The sequence below is a fragment of the Brevundimonas alba genome, assembly GCF_011927945.1.
Taxonomy (GTDB): Bacteria; Pseudomonadota; Alphaproteobacteria; order Caulobacterales; family Caulobacteraceae; genus Brevundimonas; species Brevundimonas alba.
This window is the reverse complement of the sequence record NZ_JAATJM010000001.1, coordinates 120,350-133,244: the sequence shown is the minus strand read 5'-3', so window position 1 is coordinate 133,244 and position 12,895 is coordinate 120,350. Positions and strand designations below refer to the sequence as shown.

9 protein-coding genes are annotated in these 12,895 nt (G+C 68.4%); 1 reads left to right on the top strand and 8 read right to left on the bottom strand.

Annotated features, from left to right (window positions below; translation table 11 throughout):
• Positions 1-29 precede the first annotated feature (29 nt).
• The 8 genes from GGQ87_RS00510 to GGQ87_RS00475 all read right to left on the bottom strand — a co-directional run bounded on the left by GGQ87_RS00510 (position 30) and on the right by GGQ87_RS00475 (position 11,023).
• Positions 30-1,307: a family 1 glycosylhydrolase gene (locus GGQ87_RS00510; RefSeq protein ID WP_168044780.1), complete on the bottom strand. Its 1,278-nt coding sequence runs from the start codon at positions 1,305-1,307 to the stop codon at positions 30-32.
• Between the two features lie 74 nt (positions 1,308-1,381).
• Positions 1,382-1,624 carry a hypothetical protein gene (locus GGQ87_RS00505; RefSeq protein WP_168044779.1) on the bottom strand — a complete coding sequence of 81 codons (243 nt, stop codon included), beginning with the start codon at positions 1,622-1,624 and terminating at the stop codon, positions 1,382-1,384.
• Between the two features lie 150 nt (positions 1,625-1,774).
• Complete coding sequence (locus GGQ87_RS00500; protein ID WP_168044778.1) at positions 1,775-3,226, bottom strand: family 43 glycosylhydrolase; 1,452 nt, start codon at positions 3,224-3,226, stop codon at positions 1,775-1,777.
• 49 nt (positions 3,227-3,275) lie between these two features.
• Complete coding sequence (locus GGQ87_RS00495) at positions 3,276-4,280, bottom strand: DUF2891 domain-containing protein (protein WP_168044777.1); 1,005 nt, start codon at positions 4,278-4,280, stop codon at positions 3,276-3,278.
• Between the two features lie 2 nt (positions 4,281-4,282).
• Positions 4,283-5,251 carry a DUF979 domain-containing protein gene (locus GGQ87_RS00490; RefSeq protein WP_168044776.1) on the bottom strand — a complete coding sequence of 323 codons (969 nt, stop codon included), beginning with the start codon at positions 5,249-5,251 and terminating at the stop codon, positions 4,283-4,285.
• The gene (locus GGQ87_RS00485; protein WP_168044775.1) at positions 5,248-5,949 is read right to left on the bottom strand and encodes a DUF969 domain-containing protein; all 702 of its coding nucleotides are present in this window, start codon (positions 5,947-5,949) and stop codon (positions 5,248-5,250) included. The genes GGQ87_RS00490 and GGQ87_RS00485 overlap by 4 nt, the downstream gene beginning before the upstream one ends.
• A 78-nt stretch (positions 5,950-6,027) precedes the next feature.
• On the bottom strand, positions 6,028-9,660 hold the full coding sequence (locus GGQ87_RS00480; protein WP_168044774.1) for a hydantoinase B/oxoprolinase family protein: 3,633 nt from the start codon (positions 9,658-9,660) through the stop codon (positions 6,028-6,030).
• A 4-nt stretch (positions 9,661-9,664) separates the two neighbouring features.
• A complete protein-coding gene (locus tag GGQ87_RS00475; protein ID WP_209282364.1) occupies positions 9,665-11,023 on the bottom strand; it encodes an amino acid permease in 1,359 nt (452 codons plus the stop codon).
• Here GGQ87_RS00475 and GGQ87_RS00470 point away from each other — a divergent pair.
• On the top strand, positions 10,911-12,878 hold the full coding sequence (locus GGQ87_RS00470) for an AMP-binding protein (RefSeq protein ID WP_342448278.1): 1,968 nt from the start codon (positions 10,911-10,913) through the stop codon (positions 12,876-12,878). The genes GGQ87_RS00475 and GGQ87_RS00470 overlap by 113 nt on opposite strands.
• Positions 12,879-12,895: the final 17 nt, after the last annotated feature.

Sequence of the window (12,895 nt, the reverse complement as noted above, 5' to 3'; positions counted from 1 at the left end):
CTCATCACCGGACGAAAAGTTCCGGGCGGTCAGACAATGCGGAGTTCCTCGCGCCGCTGCTGGGCGGCCTCGCGCTGCTGGGCGATGGAATGGTCGTCGCCAAACTCTTCGGGCGGCACGATCGGGACGCTGAGGCAGACGCTCTGGGTGGGCAGGACTTCTGCCCAGTCCTTGATGAGTTGTTTGTAGGACCGGCCCACGGCGCGGATGTTGCGGTCGAGATCGTAGAGCCCCAGCGGGTTCACCCGCCCGTTCTGTTCGCGCAGCGCGGTGTCCCAGTCGATCTGGTCGGTCAGGGAGTACCAGGTGAATCCGACCGTCGGCACGCCGTCGTTGCGCACGCGAAGGACGTTCGCCCACTCCTTCCAGAGCCAGTTCACCGCCTCGTCGCCGTTCGGCCCCTCGGAGATGTTGGTCTCGGTGTGCATGACCGGTAGCCGATACCGGTTGTAGTACTGGCGGGTGATCTCGCTGTAGCCGAAGATTTCGCCGGACGCCGACGTCGAGCCGTCGGCGCGGACGCGATGTTCGTTGGTCCAGTAGTAGTCGTTGCCCAGGATGCAGTGCTGGCGGAGCCGGCGGCCGAGGAAGAAATGGTACTCCTCGCGCGTCATGCCGTTGTCCATCAGGAACTCGTAGACCCCTGAATCGACCCGGTGGCCGTAGTTCAGGTCAAGGGTCAGGAACCGCTGGCAGTTCATCTGCTCGGCCGGCTTGATCGCGGCCGGGTTCTCGGCGTGGAAATATTCCGACGACTCGCTCTGGATGAAGATGACGTCCGGGCGGACGGCGAGGATCGCCTCCATGGCCAGCACATTGGCCTTCACGATATTCTTCAGGGCCGTGACGAAGGTGAAGTCGGTCGTGCCCTGCTCGTTCCACCAGCCGTAGCGCGCCGAGAAGGTGGCGCAGATGAACATCTCGTTGACCGGGGTGTAGAACTGGATCCACGGGAAGCGCCGGGCGAAGGCCTCGGCATAGGCCTCGAAATGGATGGCGAAGTCGGGGTTCTGGAAGTCACCGATCCAGTCGGGCACGCCGAAGTGGCAGAGGTCGACGATCGGAATGATCCGACGCCGTCTCAGCTCGCCGAAGGTCTCGTCCGCGAACGACCAGTCATAACGGCCCGGCCCGAGCAGCGTTGTGTGCAGCGGGGGGCCGTAGCGCAGGAACCGGATTCCCATCTCCTCGACACAGTCAAAGTCCGTGCGCCAGTGCTTGTAGTGGCCGCACGCCTCCATCTGATCGACCCGCACGGAGCCGTTCTTGATGCGCGGGATCGAGTTCTCGATCCCGGTGGCGAACATGAAGGCTGAGATGGCGTCCTCCCGTCGTCGCGTCCCCGATGGACAGCTTCAGAACAGGAAAGATGCGGGTTGGTTCAATCCGCGGCGGCGGCCGCGGTGGTCGGACCGTTGATCTTGCGGCAGCGAACCAGCTCCGCCAGACCGTCGACGCCGGTCTGCACATTGCGGACCCAGGCCTTGTCGCCGTTGACCGCGATCACGGTGAAATGGGGGAAGAGGTTGGGGCCCGTCCGGACGAGATCACCGACCAGGATGTCCTCGTCATACCCACGGTGATGGGTGATGTCGTACAGGTCTGAATAGCTGACTTGGGTCACTCGACCCTCCACACTCGAACTGTCGCCGATATAGCCACCCGTATGATGAATGGAACCCCAACAGGAACGGCCGAGTCGGGTCAATCCACAGGCCCTATGACGAATTTCGACACTGTGGATTGATGGTCACACAGACCAATAGCGTAGCCGTTACTCGCCAATGCAGACTTCGCCGTTTTCCAGGCGGACCTGCGCCGTCAGCAGGGCGCGGAACACCTTGTATCCGGCGTCTCGGGGGTGGAAGCCGTGCAGGAACATGCGGGGGCGACCATCCGCGTCTGTCGTGATCGAGGGGTGGCCCGGCGCGGTCCATGCGGAGGTCGATCGAAGCAGTGGCTCGGCGGCCTTGCGGTAGGGGCCGAGCGGGTGTTCGGCCACGGCGACGCCGAGTCCGTAACGGTCCGTCGAGAAGTCGTTGCCGGCGTAGAACAGGGCGTAGACGTCTTTGATGCGAGTGATCCACGGCCCCTCGATCAGATGGGCCTCCCATGCCTGGTCGTTCCGCAGGATCACCGCGCTTTCGCCGGTCAGGGCCGAGCCGTCGGGGGTCAGGCGCCGGGCGCGGATCGCGGTCTCGGTGGCCTCGTGCGCCTCCCGCGCGAGCTGACGCAGGTCAGGGGCGAGGGCGGGGTCGTCGGAGATTTCGGAGAGTCGGGCGCGGAAGGCCGGGAAGTCATCCGCCGCCGCGTCGATCATCGGCTGGAGGATGAAGAAGACCTCCATCGGCGCGGCGTCGGGGAAGAGCACGAGAAGGCGGCTGCACAGTTCCGCGGTCCGGCGGTCGCGGGGCTGATCGAACAGACGACTGATCAGCCGCGGCTCGTGGTTCAGCAAGGTGGCCAGCAGGGGCGGCCAGCGGTCGTTTGCGTCTTCCTTCCAGACGAGGAAGGGTTCGCCGTCGGGGTCCATGACGATGTGGGGATCAATGACGCCGCCGCTGAGCAGCGGCGCGTCGCCGGCCGTGAACGGCCCGGCCGGGTGGGACGCCCTTGCCATGCCGATGGCGAGGGCGCCCGTCCGCTCGCGGGCGGCGAAGCACACCCAGTATTCCTCACCGACCCGGTGCATCTCAGGCGCCCAGAAGTCGGCGTGGTTTGCTCCGGTCCGGGTCCATTCCGGGGCGGCGCCCTCGGGGAAGACGAAGCCCTCGGGCCGCCAGTACTCCAGATCGTCCGAACTCAGGATCGGGAAGGCGTCGGGGGCGTCGTTGGAGGTGACGTACAGCCACCAGCGGGTGGAGCCGTCCGGCGCATCCACCCGCGTCACCGCCGGATCGCCGTAGCCGTAGAGGATCCTGTCCGTGAGGTTGCGGGTGAGGACGGGCCGCACCGAGGAATGGGGTGGCCGGTTGATCGGGGCGACGGCCTTGGCCGGTCGAGTTCCGTACTCTCGCGCCAGGTCAGCGAAGAGGTCGAACCAGCTCCGGTGGTCGGACAGTGAGATCGCATAGGCGCCGGTTCGGGGCGGTCCGTGCGGATCGGTCGCCTGAAGGATGAGGCTGAGGCGGTCGCCGGCGCGATCGAGCCCGAGGCCGATGAGCCAGTCGGACCGGTGGGCAGCCGGAGGCTCGGGATCGTGGCCGGTGTCAGGGCGGCGGGTCATCGCGCTGATAAGAGTTGCACGGCAGACCCCGTTCCGGGCGGGTTCGCCGTTAGTCCCCGGCCAGCAGCGCCAGCAGGGCGAAGCTGGCCAGCCAGTGCTCGCCCATATAGTCGCCGGTGACATGGGGCAGGGCGGCGTCCAGATGCACCCCGGCGGCCTCCTGTGCGATCGCGCGGCGGGGATCGGTTTCGTCCAGCGCGGCGGCAATCTCGCGCCAGCACCAGGCGCGGCTCAGGTTCAGTCCGTCCAGATGGGCGATCTTGCCGTCCGAGCGGTCGCTGACTCCCGCGGGCTGGAACAGGTTGGCGGGCTCGCGGCGGTCGAGCCGGGGCAGGAAATCTTCGAACCAGAGGGCGAAGGCGTCAGGCTCCAGCACCCGGCGCATCAGCACCGCCTCCATCAGGGCCGGCGACAGGAACTCGTCCTGCGACGGCTCCCACGCCTGGCAGTCCCGGTCGGCCGAATGCCAACGCAGGGCGCGCTCGCGACACAGGGTGGAAAGCGAGGCGTCGTCCACAGTCTCGGCATATTCGAGCGCAAGCCGCAGGGCGAAGGCGGTGTTGTAGTGGGTCCCGACCCGCACCGGATAATCCGCCAGCGGCAGGAAGTCTGTGAAGCGTCGGACGAAGGCCAAGGTGAGGGGGCGCAGGACATCGGAGCGACCGTCGCCATGCCGTTCCAGCTCCGCCGACAGCATCAGAAGCCAACCCCAGCCGTAGGGGCGCTCGAACCCGCGGCTCCCGGGGCGGGCGAGATATGCCGTCTCGGCGGCGACGTTCTCAGGGGTGAACAGCTGATCGGCCAACGACCGGATGTCTGCCGCCTCGGGCCTGTCGGGGTACAGCCGGGCGAGGGTGAACAGGGTCCACCAGCCGTGGACGCAGGAGTGCCAGTCGAAGCTGCCGAAGAAGATCGGGTGGAGCGCGCGCGGGCCCTGAACGTCGCCGGGGCCGGCGAGCACGTGGTCCATCTTGTTCGGGTATTCGCGCGTGACATGGCCCAGGGCGGTGCGGGCGTAGAGGGCGGCGATTTCGGGCGTCAGGCGCTGGGTCATGCTCAGAAACGGAAGGCCAGCAGATACATGAGGGCGGTGTTGATCGCGAGCAGGGCGGCGGCGGTCGGCAGCTGCACCCGAATGACGCCGTTGAAGGGCGCGTCGCGGTCGGGCAGGTCCAGTAGAGCGGCCGGCACCACGTTGAAGTTGGCGGCCATGGGCGTGGCCAGGGTGCCGCAGAAGCCCGATAGCATGCCGATGGCGCAGACGATGGCTGGATTGCCGCCGAACTGCATCACCACCAGCGGCAGGCCGACCGCCGCTGTCATCACCGGGAAGGCGGCGAAGGCATTCCCCATGATGAAGGTGAACAGCGCCATGCCGAGGCAGTAGGCCAGCACCGCCAGAAAGCGGTGGTCCAGCGGCAGGTAGGTGGCGAACAACTCCCCGATGCGGTCGCCGACGCCGGCGATGACGAAGACAGCCCCCAGCGCCGCCAGCGCCTGCGGCAGGATGCCGGCCCAGCCCACGGAATCCATCAGCCGCCGCCCTTCCTGCAGGGGGGCGAGAAGCGGCGGCCGCAGCCAGGCCATGGCCATGATGAGGGCGACGGTGACGGCGAGGCCGAGGGCGATGATGGTCGGCTGCTCGGCGCCGAACAGGGGCGTGCCGAAGACGGATACCTTCTCCAGCACCAGAACGCCCAGCACCGCGATCAGCGGGATCATCAGGGCCGGGAGGAAGAGCCAGTTGCCTCTATGGGCCGCGCTGGCGGCACGCTCAGCCGGGGTGGTGGTCGCAGGATGGCTCTGGCCCAACAGGCGGAACCCGGCCAGCACCGCCAAGGCGATGACCAGCAAGCCGTTGCCGAGGTCTCCCAGATAGGAGCCGAACAGGAAGCTGACGGCCAGCAGGCCCCAGAAGGCCGCCGTGCCGAACCGCCGCGGGTGATCGCGGTCGAGAACGGTCAGGGCTGAGAACCCCGCGAAGGTCAGGCCGGCGAAGATGTAGACCCAGTCGAGGGTGATCATTGGCCGCCCTCCCGGCCGATCGTGCGATCCAGCTGGATCAGGCGCGCGCCGTGGATGAGCAGGGCCATGACGGCGGTGGGGATGGCCCAGACCGCCAGCTGCCACGGCTCCAGCACAATGCCGTTGGCCTCGAGGAATCCCTTGATCAGCAGGATGGAGGCGATGGCGAAGAAGATGTCCTCGCCAAAGAAGAGCGCGATGTTGTCGACCGCCGCGGCGTGGGCGCGGATATTCCAACGCAGCGCGTCGGGCAGGACGCCGAGGCGGGTCTCGGCCGCAGCCTCCGCCATGGGCGCAATCAGGGGCCGGACCATCTGCGGGTGGCCGCCCAGCTTGGTCAGGCCGAAGGCGGCGCTGATCTGGCGCAGGATGAAATAGGCCAGCAGGATGCGCCCGGTGGTGGCGGACCGCACCTTGCCGACCAAGGCCCGCGCCTGCTCCTGCAGGCCGTAGCGCTCCAGCAGTCCGATCAGCGGCAGCACCAGCCAGATGACGCTGATGTAGCGGTAGTCATTGAAGGCCTTGCCGAAGGCGGCGACCGTGTCGAGCGCCGCCCGCCACAGGTCCGCGGGGCTGACGCCGGGCGCGATCACGGCGGCCACGCCGGTGACCACCGCCGCGACGAGGATCACGGCCAGCGGGTTCAGCCGCGCGACGAAGCCGGCGACCAGCACCCCTATGCCCAGCAACACCCACATGGATTTTGTCCCCCGTCCCTGCGGCGCGAGGCTAGTCTGCCTGAGCGGGCGGTGGAAAGCGGTTTCGCGGCCTTGGGCTCAGGCCTTGCCGTAGCCCCCGCCGCCTGGAGTCTCGATGACGAAGACATCGCCGGCCGCCATTGCGACCTCGGCGGTGGAGGGCAGCACCTCGACCGCGCCATTGGTCCGCTCGACCCGGTTGGCGCCGGTCGCCCCGTCCTCGCCCCCCGCCATCCCAAAGGGCGCGGTGCGGCGGTGATTGGACAGGATCGCCGCCGTGAGAGGCTCAAGGAACCGGACCCGCCGGATTGCACCGTCGCCGCCCCGGTTGGCGCCGCCGCCGCCGGAACCCCGACGGATGGAAAACGAGTCCAGCAGCACCGGGAAGCGGGTCTCCAGCACCTCTGGATCGGTCAGGCGGCTGTTGGTCATGTGGGTCTGGACCGCGGAGGCGCCGCCGAAGCCGGGGCCGGCGCCCGAGCCGCCGGCAATGGTCTCGTAATACTGCCGGGTGTCGTCGCCGAAGGTAAAATTGTTCATCGTCCCCTGGCTGGCGGCGAGCACGCCGAGGGCGCCGTAGAGGCAGTCCACCACCGCTTGGCTGGTCTCGACATTGCCGGCCACGACCGCGGCCGGATAGCGGGGGTTCAGCATCGACCCCTCCGGCACGATCAGCCGGATCGGCTTCAGACAACCCTCGTTCAGCGGAATGGCGTCGTCGACCAAGGTGCGGAAAACGTAGAGCGTCGCCGCCCGGGTGATCGACAGCGGGGCGTTGAAATTGTTCGGGCGCTGGTCGCTGGTCCCGGTGAAGTCGACCACCGCGCTCCGGGCCTTGGCGTCCACGTCGATACGGACCTTGATGACCGCACCGTCGTCCATCTCCAGCGCAAAGGCGCCGGGCTTCAGGGCCGCGATGGCCCGGCGGACGGCCTCCTCCGCGTTGTCCTGGATGTGGCCCATATAGGCGGCGACGACCTCGCGTCCGAACTCGGCGACCATCCGCGTCAGCTCGTCGGCGCCGCGCGCGCAGGAGGCAATCTGGGCCTTCAGGTCGGCGAGGTTCTGTTCGACGTTCCGTGAGGGATAGCGGCCCGAAGCGAACAGGGCGCGGGTCCCCGCGTCCCTGAGCCGGCCGGCGTCGACCAGCAGGAAATCGTCGATCAGTACGCCCTCCTCTTCGACGGTCCTGGACGTCGGCGGCATCGAGCCGGGGGTGATTCCGCCCACGTCCGCATGGTGACCGCGGGCGGCGACGAAGAAGGCAGGCGTTGCATCGGCATCGAGGAAGACCGGCATGATGACGGTGATGTCGGGCAGGTGGGTGCCGCCGTTGTAGGGGGCGTTCAGCATATAGACGTCGCCGCGCCGCATGCCCCGGCCGTCCGCCGCGCCGCCGCGCGAGCGGATCACGGTGCGGATGCTCTCGCCCATCGAGCCGAGGTGGACCGGAATGTGCGGCGCATTGGCGATCAGGGCGCCGCCCGCGTCGAACACGGCGCAGGAGAAGTCGAGCCGCTCCTTGATGTTGACCGAATACGCCGTCGCCCTCAGCGCCTCGCCCATCTGTTCGGCCGCTGCCATGAACCGGCTGTTGAACACTTCGAGCAGGATCGGATCGGCCTCGGTTCCAAGCGCGGTGCGGGGCGGCGGGGGCGCGATGCGGGTCAGGATCAGGTTCAGGGCCTCGTCTGTCGTGGCGCGCCAGCCGGGCTCGACCACCGTAGTGCCGGTGTCTTCGAGGATGATCGCTGGCCCGTCGACGGAGGCGCGGGGACCGAGGTCGACGCGGTTCCGGAGGGGCGTGTCGTGCTCCACGCCCGCCATCCGCACGGGGGCGCGGGCAACTGGTGTAGCTCCACCGGTGACGGCGGCGGGGGAAGGGACGGCCGAGGTCTGGGCCGAGGCGGCGACGGCTTCGGCCTCGAGCGTTTCCACGACCAGCGCCTTGTCCTGCGCGAAGAAGCCGAAGCGCAGGCGGTGCAGGGCCTCGAATGCCGAGCGCATCTCGACCGCAGGGCCGAACGGCACCGACAGGGGGGTGTCGGAGCCGGCGAACTTGACCTCCGCCCTCACGACCGTTGTCACCGAGGACTCCGTGAAACCTTGGGCGACAAGCAGGGCGCGGGCTTCGGCGTTCAGGGAGTCGGCGCGATGCTGCAGGGCCAAGTCGCCGTCGGGACCGAGCAGCGCCGCCACCGTGGCCTGGCGGATCGCTCGCACCTCGGCCAGCCCCATGCCGTAGGCGGACAGAACTCCTGCGAACGGATGCAGCATCACCCGCGTCATGCCGAGCGCATCTGCGACGAGACAGGCGTGCTGGCCGCCCGCGCCGCCGAAGCAGTTGAGGACATAGCGGGTCACGTCATAGCCGCGCTGGATCGAGACCGACTTGATCGCCTCGGCCATGTTCTGGACGGCGATGGTGATGAAGCCTTCGGCCAGCGTCTCGGGCGTGGTCGGGCGACCGGTGGCGGCGGACACTTCCGCGGCGAGGGCGTCGAATTTCTCATGCACGGCGTCGGCGTCCAGCGGCTGGTCGCCGTCCGGGCCGAACACAGAGGGGAACTGGTCGGGCCTCAGCTTGCCCAGCATGACGTTGCAGTCGGTGACGGTCAGCGGGCCGCCGCGCCGGTAGGCGGCCGGGCCCGGCACGGCGCCGGCGGACTCGGGACCGACCCTCAGCCGTGATCCGTCAAAGCGACAGATCGACCCGCCGCCCGCCGCCACGGTGTGGATGCCCAGCATGGGCGCGCGCAGCCGGACGCCGGCCACCACGGCGTCGGACGTCCGCTCATAGTCTCCGGCGAAATGCGACACGTCGGTCGAGGTGCCGCCCATGTCGAAGCCGATGACGCGGTCGAACCCCGCTGACTTGGCCGTCTGCGCCATGCCCACCACGCCGCCGGCGGGTCCCGACAGGATGGCGTCCTTGCCCCGGAATGCCCCGGCCGCCGTCAGGCCGCCGCTGGACTGCATGAACAGCAGCGGCGTCGCCTCGCCCAGATCGTCGCCGACGCGATCCACATAGGCCCGCAGGATCGGCGACAGGTAGGCGTCCGCTACCGTGGTGTCGCCGCGCCCGATCAGCTTGATCAGGGCTCCGACCTCGTGGCTCACCGATACCTGTTCGAAGCCGACCTCGCGGGCGATTTCCGCCAGCCGTGTCTCGTGGTCCGTGAAGCGCCAGCCGTGCATCAGGACGATGGCGACGGCGCGAAGGCCCGCCGCATGGGCCGCGGACAGGTCGGCGCGGGCGCTCTGCTCGTCGAGGGCGCGCTCGACGGTCCCGTCGGCCCGCACGCGTTCGCCGATCTCAATGACGCGATCGTAGAGCTGCTCGTTCAGCACGATGTGGCGGGCGAAGATGTCTGGGCGGCTCTGCCAGCCGATGCGCAGGGCGTCGCCGAAACCCCGTGTGATCGCCAGCAAGGTCGGCTCGCCCTTGCGCTCCAGCAGGGCGTTGGTCGCCACGGTCGTGCCCATTCGGATATCCGCGACCCGCCCGGCCGGCAGGGGGCCGGGCTCCGCACCAAGGATGCGGCGCACGCCCTCGACTGCGGCGTCGGCATACTGCTCCGGATTGTCGGAGAGAAGCTTGCGCGTCTCCAGCCGGCCGTCCGGCGCGCGGGCGACGATGTCCGTGAAGGTGCCGCCCCGGTCGATCCAGAATCGCCAGCCATCGCGGGCGAGGTTCGGGGGCGAGTTCATTCCGTTATTCAGCAACGCCGCCCCGCCGCAGACGCTGCCTGAGCCACCAGATCAGCAGCAGCACGGCGAAGCAGGGAACGCCGACCACAAGGGTCATCCGGAAGGCCTCGGTGAAGGCGGTCGTGATCAGGATGGCGGCCATCAGCACGGCGCCCAGCAGGCTGGTCCACTGTCCGCCCGGCATGCGGAAGCGGCCGGGCTCCGGCTGATGCTTCCGCCGATAGGCCACATGGGTCACGAAGATCAGCATCCATGTCACCATGGCTCCGCAGGTCGCGACCGAGATCATGAGGGTGAAGGCCGTCTCGGGGCGGGCGGCGTAGACGGCGACGGCGCAGGCGATGCCGAGCGAGGTGACGGCCAGGGCGCGGCGGGGGACGCCGGCGCGGCTGACACGGGCCAGGGCGCGGGGCGCATGGCCGGCCTCGGCCAGTCCGAACAGCATTCGCGAGGCGACGTAGAGCTGGCTGTTCATCGCCGACAGGGCCGCGATCAGGATGACGAGATTGACGACCCCCGCCGCGGCCGGCCAGCCGCTGGCCGCCATGACGATGATGAAGGGGCTGCCGCCTTCGCCGGCCCGCGCCCATGGCACGATGGCCAGCATCAGGGCGATTGTGGCGATGTAGAAGACGAGCAGCCGCGCGATGGTGGCCTTGAAGGCCTGGACGATGGCGCGTTCGGGATCGGCGGCCTCCCCGGCGGCGACGGCGATCATCTCGATGCTGAAATAGCTGAAGATGGCGATGATCACCGCGACCCACATGCCGCCGAGGCCGTGCGGGAAGAAGCCGCCGTCGGCCGTGTAGTTCTGCAGGCCCGCTCCGGGCAGGGGGGAGGAACCGAACACCCACCAGGCGCCCAGCAGGATGAAGCCGACGATGGCGACGATCTTGATCAGCGACAGGACGTATTCCACCGATCCGAACACCCGGACGTCGAAGGCGTTGACCGCGATCAGGGCGGCCGAGAAGCCGAGGATCCAATAGAGGCCGGGCACGGCCGGCCACCAGAATTTCATATAGATGGCGATGGCCGTCACCTCGGTTCCGACGGCCAGGATGATGCCCGCCAGATAGGCGTAGCGGATCACATAGCCGCCCAGCGGGCCCAGGTAGCGGTCGGCGAAGACGCCGAACGATCCGGCGGCGGGATCGGCGACCGTCATCTCGGCCAGCGCGCCCATCAGCAGCAACGAGATCACGCCGCCGATCAGATAGCTGACGAGCACGCTCGGGCCCGCGGTGCTGATGGCGAAACCGCTGCCCAGAAACAGGCCGGTGCCGATCGCGCCGCCGATGGCGATCATCGACAACTGCCCGGCGGAGAGGCTGCGATGCAGCTTGGTGGTGTCGTCGCCCATGATCCGCCCCCGCCGGTCCATTGCGACCCGCTTCACCCAAAGGCGTAACGGCAATCGGCAGGCGAACCAAGCGGTGACGGCTGGTGAAGCGCACCGCAGGATTCCAAGGCCGTTGTCGTCGCCTGTGCATAGGGTAAACGTCGGCCTTGAGCGTCGCCCGCAATCACTACAGAACACGCGTATGTGGTGCGCGGGCGTACTGGCCGAGGAGCTTCGGCGGAGACTTCTTGAACGGCCGGATCATCCCGTCGTGACGGTGTGCGGCGCGCGGGCAAGCCAGGCGACCGGAGTTTTTTCAGGGCTCGATCTGCACGAAGCCGCGCTGGAACGAAGCGCAGTCCTGTCGCGCGCCTTCTCACCCGCGCACGGCCCACTGGCGCTGGTGATGCCGTGTGGAGCGGACTTCGTCGCCATGCTCTTCGGCGCGATCTATGCCGGATTCACAGTCACCGCCCTGGCTCCCCCTCGACCGGGCGTTCCCGCGGCGCGGTTTGCAGCCATCGTCCGGGATTGCGCACCCGTGGCGATCCTCTGCCCGGAGGACTGGCGGGGTCGCGTGGAGACGGCGCTCGCCGGTGCGGAGCTGGCGGCGCCTGTGGTCGATCTGTCGACGGTTTCAGGCTTGCGGCCGCGGTGTGCGAGTGACGAACCGGCCCCGGTCGGAGAAGAACCTCCGGCGATCCTGCAATATACCTCCGGATCGACCCGGGCGCCCAAGGCTGTGAAGTTGTCCGGGGCCAATATCGTCGCCAATGCTGAGCTCGCCAACGACACCTGGGGAATGGACGAGCGCGGCGTCTTCCTGAGCTGGCTGCCGCATTTCCACGACATGGGGCTGATGGGCGGCATCCTTTATCCGATCCTCGCCGGAGGGCGGACCGTGCTGCTCGACCCACTGCACATGATCCAGCGGCCGGAGCGGTGGCTGCGGCTGATCGGCGAACACGGGGTGACCATGAGCGGCGGCCCCGCCTTCGCCTATTCCCATTGTCTGGAGCAGGTGACCGACGAACAGTGCGTCGGGCTCGATCTTTCCAGCTGGACCAGCGCCTTCTGCGGGGCCGAGCCGGTTCCGGCGGCGCTGATGAACGCCTTCCGGGCGCGCTTCGGGCCGTATGGACTCAAGCCGGATGCGGTCTTCGGCAGCTACGGTCTGGCCGAGTACACGCTGATGGCGGCCGGAGGAAATCCGGCGCTCGATGCTGACAAGGGGGCGCCTCCGGCGGGATGCGGCGACATCGAGCCCTGTCGCGTCGCGCCGGCGATGCGGGAGAATCTGCGCCTCGTCGATCCCGACACGCGGCGCGGCGTCGGCGAGGGGCAGGCCGGAGAGATTTGGCTGCGCGGCGCCTCGGTGGCGGTTGGATATCACAACGAACCTGCCGAAACTGAGGCCACCTTCCGCGCCGTTCTTGCGGACGACGAAACCTCGGGGACGTGGCTGAGAACCGGCGACATCGCCGTGCGGCAGGGGGACTGGCTCTATGTCACGGGTCGGCTGAAGGACCTTCTGTTCGCCAATGGCCGCAAGGTGCCTGCGACGGACGTGGAATGGCTGGCCGGCGAGCAGGATTCGGCGCTCAATCCGATGGCGGCGGCGGCGTTGATGCCGGACGAGCTGGACACCGGAAAGGCCGTGCTGCTGATCGAGCTGAAGCGGCGCGCGCGGGTCGCGGACGAACCGTCGGCGGGCGAGCTGATCCGCCGCGCCGTCGCCGGCGCCTGGGGTATAGAACTGAACGAAATCCGCATCCTGCCCAGCGGGACCCTTCCGCGCACCAGCAGCGGCAAGATCAGGCGGCGTGAAGTCGCCGAGGCCTGGCGAGCGGGCCGGCTGGACGAGGTGCTGCAGTGACGCAGGGCGCAAAGTCA

Bases quoted from the DNA above. Each gene is read 5' to 3' on its own strand.
- GGQ87_RS00500 (WP_168044778.1), bottom strand. From the start codon at position 3,226: ATGACCCGCCGCCCTGACACCGGCCACGATCCCGAGCCTCCGGCTGCC.
- GGQ87_RS00480 (WP_168044774.1), bottom strand. From the start codon at position 9,660: ATGAACTCGCCCCCGAACCTCGCCCGCGATGGCTGGCGATTCTGGATC.
- GGQ87_RS00475 (WP_209282364.1), bottom strand. From the start codon at position 11,023: ATGGGCGACGACACCACCAAGCTGCATCGCAGCCTCTCCGCCGGGCAG.
- GGQ87_RS00490 (WP_168044776.1), bottom strand. From the start codon at position 5,251: ATGATCACCCTCGACTGGGTCTACATCTTCGCCGGCCTGACCTTCGCG.
- GGQ87_RS00495 (WP_168044777.1), bottom strand. From the start codon at position 4,280: ATGACCCAGCGCCTGACGCCCGAAATCGCCGCCCTCTACGCCCGCACC.
- GGQ87_RS00510 (WP_168044780.1), bottom strand. From the start codon at position 1,307: ATGTTCGCCACCGGGATCGAGAACTCGATCCCGCGCATCAAGAACGGC.
- GGQ87_RS00485 (WP_168044775.1), bottom strand. From the start codon at position 5,949: ATGTGGGTGTTGCTGGGCATAGGGGTGCTGGTCGCCGGCTTCGTCGCG.
- GGQ87_RS00470 (WP_342448278.1), top strand. From the start codon at position 10,911: ATGGCGAAACCGCTGCCCAGAAACAGGCCGGTGCCGATCGCGCCGCCG.